Source organism: Leptolyngbya sp. FACHB-711 (assembly GCF_014695615.1).
GTDB lineage: Bacteria > Cyanobacteriota > Cyanobacteriia > Elainellales > Elainellaceae > Leptolyngbya_A.
This window is the reverse complement of sequence record NZ_JACJOR010000525.1, coordinates 20,910-27,832: the sequence shown is the minus strand read 5'-3', so window position 1 is coordinate 27,832 and position 6,923 is coordinate 20,910. Positions and strand designations below refer to the sequence as shown.

The following is a 6,923-nucleotide window of genomic DNA, read 5'->3' as shown; positions in this document are numbered from 1 at the left end:
GCTGAATTCCGGGGCGAGTGTGCATAAAAGACGCTCAAACAGAAACCTTTTTATTGTGCGAACATTCGCGATCGTTTAGACCCGTCCCAAGAGAGAAGCTTCTACTGTGCTGCCGCCTTCTGATAAATTGGCTCACCCGCTACATACGTTGCCGCGATCGATCGATCGTCTCCCAACATCATCGTGCCAAAAAGCTGTGACTCGAGTACATCCAGCGATCGGGCAGGAACGGCTCCGTTTCGGAGTGCCAGGATTGGCGTGGCGTGGAGATCCAGCACTGTAAAATCGGCTTCTTTGCCAGGGTCGAAACTGCCGATCTTTTCTGCAAGCGAAAGCGATTTTGCTGCGCCCAAGGTTGCCAGATAAAAGGCTTGAAAGCTAGATAAATTTTGTCCCTGAAGCTGAGCAATTTTATAAGCTTCGCTCATGGTATGCAGCATCGAGAAGCCAGTGCCGCCACCCACATCCGTCGCCAGTCCCACACCCACGGGAGAATGAATCGACTTCGCCCGATGCAGCTTAAACAAACCGCTCCCCAAGAATAAATTCGAGGTGGGGCAATAGGCGATCGTTGCACCTGCCTGAGAGAGCCGCTCAAACTCAGACTCGCTTAAATGCAGCCCATGAGCAAAGATCGATCGATCGCCCACTAAGCCGTACTGCTCATACACTTCAAGATAATCGCTAGTGTTGGGAAACAGTTCCGAGGTGTATGCAATTTCCTGTGCATTTTCCGACAAATGGGTATGCACATAAACATCAGGAAATTCTGCCTTTAGTTTGCCGGCAAACTGCAATCCGGCTTCTGTTGAAGTAATCGCAAATCGAGGAGTAATCGCATAAAGCTGTCGTCCTCGATTGTGCCATTTTTGAATTTGTTCGCGGCTTTGGTGATAAGTCTCGATCGCATCATTCAGCAAAAAATCCGGCGCGTTGCGATCCATCCACATTTGTCCGGCAATGATTCGCATATTGCGGCGATCGGCTTCCTCAAACAGGACTTCGACCGACTGCGGAAAAATTGTAGTCAGCACGACTGCCGTGGTTGTGCCATTTTTTAGCAGTTCATCCAGAAAGAACGTCGCGATTTGCCGGGCATAGTCCGCATCCTGAAACTTTGCCTCGGTGGGAAAAGTGTATCGCTCCAGCCACGTTAAAAGCTGCTCCCCGTAGGCGGCAATCATTTCGGTTTGCGGATAATGAACGTGGATATCGAGAAAGCCGGGGATGATTAATTGACCGGGATAGGTCGTAACGGGAATTTCCTCGAAGCGGGGGGCGATCGTTTCATAGGCTCCAAAGGCTTCAATGCTGCCGTTTTTTAGCACCAGTAGCCCGTCTTCGAGGTAGCGAACGCTGTCCCGCTCGTTGCCGTAAAACGGATCGCCTACAAAGTCTAAAAACGCGCCCCGAATTGCTTTAGCTTTGCTGAAAGTTTGCATTTGGTTTGCCTGCATAATTTGCCCCTTGATGAGGTTAGCTGATTAATCTCAGAGATCCTGCATTGCCCCCTAAATCCCCCATCAATGGGGGACTTTGAAACTCCTCGAAAGGCTCGGTTTCCCTCAGAATTGGGGGGTGGTTCGGAGCACAATTCAGACTTCTCAAACGTCTTCTAACCCAAATACCAATATAGAATCCCTTTCAAGAAGGCGATGACACTCACCCCAATTAATCCTTCGCTCGCTCCCAGTGTTTCGCCCGATTGACTGCCTCTTGCCAGATTGCAAAACATTTGATCGCACGAGCAGAGCTGCTCCCAGGTTCAAACACCCTATCGACCTGACGGCTTGAGGTCTGGAAATCTTGACCAAAGCCGATCGTCTGACCCGCAGCAAAGGCAATGCCCTGAACGGTCGTTTCCTGCACCAGGGGACGCTCAACCGGAATGCCCAGCACATCCGCCTGAAACTGCATCAGGAAATCATTGTTACACGCGCCACCGTCTACCCTGAGCCGATCGATCGACACGCCCGATTCTTGAATTGCCTGCACTACTTCTTTCACCTGAAAGGCGATCGACTCCAGCACCGATCGCACCAGATGGGGACGCTTTGCGCCGCCTGTAATCCCGAAAAATGCGCCCCGTGCAGTCATATCCCAGTGAGGCGCACCTAAGCCGCTCAGCGCAGGCACAAAGTAAACGCCGCCGTTGTCCGGCACTTGCTGAGCCAGCATCTCGGTTTCGGCAGCGGATTGGATCAGCTGAATGCCGTCGCGCAACCACTGAATGCAGGCTCCCGTCGTGAACATACTGCCTTCCAGCGCATAGCCGCAAGCTTCAGAATCAGCTTTAGTCCAGGCGATCGTGGCGATCATTTGCTGGGGCGATCGAACAATCTCCTGACCGGTATGGGCAACCAGAAAACAGCCAGTGCCATAGGTGCATTTCACCAGCCCCGAATGATGGGCAGCTCCGCGATAGGGAGAATCGCACCCGTGCCCGAACAAAGAAGCCTGCTGATCGCCCAGAATTGCGGTTACAGGAATCGCTGCACCTAGAATTCCAGGATCGATCGTGCCAAACTGACTCAGACTCGGCTGAATCCGCGGCAGCCAGTGAGCGGGAATCTGAAACAGATCGAGCAGAGCAGCATCCCACTGTCGCGTTTCAAGGTTATACAGCATTGTGCGGCTGGCGTTGCTGTCGTCAGTGGCGTGAATTCTGCCCCCGGTGAGGTTCCATAAAACCCAGGTGTCAATCGTCCCGGCTAGAACGTTCGCCGCATCAATCCCTGACGGTTTAACAACATACTGATGCAGCCAGGAAAGCTTCGTGGCGGAAAAATAGGCATCAATCACCAGCCCGGTTCGCTCAAAAATCTCTGCGCTGTAGCCCTGCTGTTTCAAATCGTCACAGTGGGCAGCCGTGCGCCGATCCTGCCAGACGATCGCTCGATGAAGCGGCTCTCCTGTCGTTTTATTCCAGACCAGACAGGTTTCGCGCTGCACCGTTAGCCCGATCGCCTGAATTTGATTCGCGTGAATCTTTGCCTGCTGAATCGCCGATCGCATTACCTCACAGGTTGTCCGCCAGATTTCGATCGGATCATGCTCTAACCATCCGGGCTGCGGGTAGTGCTGCGTGAGTTCCCGATATGCCTGACTGACAATCTGCCCTGTCGCATCAAATACAAAGGCACGGTTGCCCGTCGTTCCTAAATCCAGCGCCAGAATGTAGCCTGATGCGGTCATAGGCAATACTCAGAATCAATGCTCAAAATCGTATTCTCACTGTACATCGGGCGCGACGAGGAATAATTTTTATCTGTCTAGGAATAGGAATGTGATTTAGAAATGCGATTGTGCAAAGCATGAATTCCGGCCCTATGCAGGGGTGAGCGTTTTTGAGAAATGGGAAACAGGGTAGAGTAAATAGACGAATGAATCGAACGCTGAACCACCAAGATTAGAAACAGATTAAAAACCTATGAGTAGCGCGATCGAATGGACGACTGAAGCAGAAGCTCGCCTGAAGGAAGTTCCGTTTTTTGTGCGTCCGGCGGCTCGCAAAAAGATCGAGAAGTTTGCTCAGGACGCAGGCTTAACGCAGATCACCGTGGAAGTTTACGAACAGGCAAAGCAAAAATTTGGCTCATCCTGATTTGGTCTCTAGAAACACGGTTAACAGATGACGATCGATCGCTTTGCTGTTTCCCAGGAAGGTAGCTGTCTCCAGGTCGGTACTTTACGCAATGCTGCGCCTGCCGATGTGCCTGCGATTCATGCCATGACCCAGATCGCCTATGCTGGCTACCGCGATCGGCTTCCCTACAGCAGCCTGTGGCAGGAAACCGAAGCCGATGTCGCGCAGGAGTTAGCCGCAGGAATCATCGTGCTCTGTGAAACTGCAGGGCAGATTGGGGGCAGCGTTCGGTGTCAGGTGCGGAACGATGTCGCAGCGTGTCAGCCGTTTGTCTATGTTCATCGATTGGCGGTGTTGCCCCAGTATCAGCGTCAGGGCATCGGGCGGCAATTAATGCAGGCAAGTTGAGGCATTTGCTCAGGAACATCAGGTGAATTGGGTGCGGCTAGAATATCGGCTGGCACAACCTGAAAACGCGCTGTTTTACGATCGGTTAGGCTATCACATGAGGGAAACCAGCCGCTTCTTTGCTGATGGAAGCCCGCGATCGAGGTGGATGTTTAAGCAAATTTCGCTGCCTTAAAGCCAGACGACAAGAGGCAATTCACTCTTTCACACCGTTCTTTCACACCGTTCTTTCACACCGTTTCAAAACACCCTCTGAAAAGGCGAGCAGTTGCTATTTTGTTTTAAATAACTTATTTAAGTATTTCAGTATCGCTTCACAAAAAAGATTTTTTGCCAATCCTTTTACAAGGCTTAATATCACTTCATGAACCTGGCTTGTATTGAATGGGAATCAGTTTATCCTTATTCTGAATGATGTCTTTTTTCAGCGGAAGTGACTAAGCTGAATTGCTATTGAAAAACGCAGGATTTTTATTCTTGTAAAACGCTTCTTAAAGAATAATGAAAAGCTCTGAAGTTAGAGTATTTCGGGTTGTTTTTAATAGGTTTTTCCAGAGGAAGAAAAACTTAACTCCCTTTCGTCTCTTCATATCTCGCGTCGCGTAAAACTATACCCCTATGTTTAGAAGAAATCAGTCTTTAAGTAGATTTTTTGCATTCTTCTTAGGTAGCTTTCTTTTCTTCAACGCGTTGACTGCCTGTAGCCAAAATGCGTCAGCTCCTAACGGAAATACGGCACAAAATCAAAATCGCCCAACCACAAACGCCTCGACTGCGTTTCCTGCTGCCCAGGGCTGTAAGAATATTGGAATCTTGCTGCCCGAAACTGACACTTCAACCCGCTGGGAAAGCTACGATCGCCCCCTGCTAGAACAGGAAATCAAAAAGGCCCTTCCTGATGCTCAGATTCAATATGCAAACGCCAACAATAACGCCGATGCCCAGCAAAACCAGGCAGAATCCGCTTTAACACGAGGAGCCTGCATTTTAGTAATTGGTGCGAACGATAGTCAAAAAGCTTCGGCGATCGTGCAGTCCGCGAAAACCACTGGCGTTCCGGTGATTGCCTACGATCGACTGATTCAAGACAATGACCTTGCTTACTACGTTTCGTTTGATAACGTGCGCGTTGGTGAAATGCAGGGGCAATACATTATCGATCAGTATAAAAAAGGAGCCTACGGACTGAAGCGCGGTGCAAACGTGGCAATGCTGAATGGCTCCCGCACCGATAATAATGCGTTGCAGTTCCGTGAGGGTGCGCTGAAAGTCCTGCAGCCGTATTTCGATCGGGGGGAGTTGAACCTGGTATTTGATCAGTACACGCCGAACTGGGATCTGGCAAAAGCGCAATCGCTCACCGAAGGCGTACTGACCCGCGAAAAAAACAACGTTCAGGCAATCTACGCTGCCAGCGATATTCTCTCGACGGGAGCGATCGCCGCACTGCGCGCCCAAAACCTCAACGGTAAAGTGCTGGTGACAGGTCAGGATGCCAATGCCTCCAATATTCAGGCGATTCTGGCAGGCGATCAAAGCATGACCATTTATAAGCCGCTCATTAATATTGCAACAGCAGCGGCTCAAATTGTGGCGGCTCTGAGCAACGGCACGGATACTGCCTCGTTGACCAATGCGACGACGAAAACGACTGAGGGCGGTCAAATTCTCTCTGCGCTCTCGAAGCCGCAGCTTGTAGATGCCAGTAATATTCAAGACACGGTGATCAAAGATGGCTTCCTGACTAAGGAACAGGTTTGCCAGGGATTGCCGACAGGAGCGGGTAAGGATCTTTGCTCCTAAAGCGTTTGTGCGGTGAGTGTCTTATCTGCGGGTGGGGCACTCATCGTTTTTAAAGGCGATGTAAAACTTGAAACACTGCTCAAACCATCTGCGGGGATAGGGGAAGGCAGTCCCCATGCTACAGAATTCGTTAGGACAAATACTTATTCAAAAAGGGCAAAATTCCCTCAATCAGTTCCTCTGGATATTCCTCATGCAGTCCAAGCGAACCGGGCATCCGGTAGACCTGCACAGCGGTAAAGTGTGCCAGCACTTCCATCTCGGCTCTTGATTTAGGTGGCGTTTGTTCGCCGATCACCATCAGTACCGGGACGGGCGGCAAAGGCTGAAAGTAGTCCATAAATTTGCTGCGGTTCTTAACCGAATCCAGTGCTCCCGTAACGAAAGCAACCGAGGCGTGTCTCGCTCCCCAGCGTTGCGTCGTGCGCCATTTCTGCCCAATGAGCTTCCGGGTGACATTTTTGCCGTTGCCGTAAACGTGGCGACGATACATCAGTGCCAGAAAGGGCGGCAGCGTATTCAGAAAATAAAGCAACTGTCCCAGCAGCGGCAGGCGAACGATCGTCTTAAGCAGCTTATAAAACCAGCGATGCTCACCAAAGGCAGCCGGCAGCGGTCCGCGCCACGTAGGGGAAACCAGCACCACCCAGGACCAAGGCGGATTCGGCTGCTGGGTCAGATCCATCACGTATCCGGCTCCATGTCCTGCCGCAATCACGACCACGGGTTCCAAGAACATCGATCGCACAAAGTCGCGCAGCAGTGCCCGATAGACCGGGGGCGTGTAGTTCAAAAACGGACGGGAAGATTCGCCAAAGCCCAACCAGTCGATCGCCACCACCTGATACTGCTGGGCAAGCCGTTCAGCAATTCCCCGCATTTCGCCCCGCGATGAAACGCTGCTGAGGGCAGGCAAGAGCAAAATCGGTTTGCCCTCTCCCATCACTTCATAGGCGATCGTGACGGACTTTTTCTTCCAGTTCCAGTGGTACTCTCTGGCAGCACCACCGATAGTCGAGGTAGGGGTAGATCGTGACACAACACTTGCTCTAGACGCTGAAGAACTTTTCTGCCCTGATATTAAATCACCAGCCTAATAAGAGCTTAGGTTAATCTGGTTCCGCTT

Annotated in this window: 7 protein-coding genes; 4 read left to right on the top strand and 3 right to left on the bottom strand. The window is 51.1% G+C overall.

The annotated features are described in order from the left end of the window. Positions 1-101: 101 nt before the first annotated feature. The gene (guaD, locus tag H6F80_RS25850) at positions 102-1,442 is read right to left on the bottom strand and encodes a guanine deaminase (RefSeq protein WP_190794385.1); all 1,341 of its coding nucleotides are present in this window, start codon (positions 1,440-1,442) and stop codon (positions 102-104) included. A 229-nt stretch (positions 1,443-1,671) separates the two neighbouring features. Then, a complete protein-coding gene (glpK, locus tag H6F80_RS25845; RefSeq protein WP_190794384.1) occupies positions 1,672-3,195 on the bottom strand; it encodes a glycerol kinase GlpK in 1,524 nt (507 codons plus the stop codon). Positions 3,196-3,430: 235 nt separating this feature from the next. Between glpK and H6F80_RS25840 the strand changes: the two genes are divergently transcribed. The 4 genes from H6F80_RS25840 (at position 3,431) to H6F80_RS25825 (ending at position 5,797) form a co-directional block, all read left to right on the top strand. Continuing rightward, positions 3,431-3,604: a PCP reductase family protein gene (locus H6F80_RS25840; protein WP_190794383.1), complete on the top strand. Its 174-nt coding sequence runs from the start codon at positions 3,431-3,433 to the stop codon at positions 3,602-3,604. 27 nt (positions 3,605-3,631) lie between these two features. Beyond that, on the top strand, positions 3,632-3,994 hold the full coding sequence (locus tag H6F80_RS25835; protein WP_190794382.1) for a GNAT family N-acetyltransferase: 363 nt from the start codon (positions 3,632-3,634) through the stop codon (positions 3,992-3,994). Between the two features lie 22 nt (positions 3,995-4,016). Beyond that, positions 4,017-4,169 carry a hypothetical protein gene (locus H6F80_RS25830; RefSeq protein ID WP_190794381.1) on the top strand — a complete coding sequence of 51 codons (153 nt, stop codon included), beginning with the start codon at positions 4,017-4,019 and terminating at the stop codon, positions 4,167-4,169. A gap of 515 nt (positions 4,170-4,684) precedes the next feature. Then, positions 4,685-5,797, top strand: coding sequence for a sugar ABC transporter substrate-binding protein (locus tag H6F80_RS25825; RefSeq protein WP_242067576.1), 1,113 nt, complete (start codon positions 4,685-4,687; stop codon positions 5,795-5,797). 130 nt (positions 5,798-5,927) lie between these two features. Here the strand turns inward: H6F80_RS25825 and H6F80_RS25820 are convergent, their stop codons facing one another. Next, positions 5,928-6,836, bottom strand: a complete 909-nt coding sequence (locus H6F80_RS25820) for an alpha/beta fold hydrolase (RefSeq protein ID WP_347277928.1) — start codon at positions 6,834-6,836, stop codon at positions 5,928-5,930. Between the last annotated feature and the right edge of the window lie 87 nt (positions 6,837-6,923).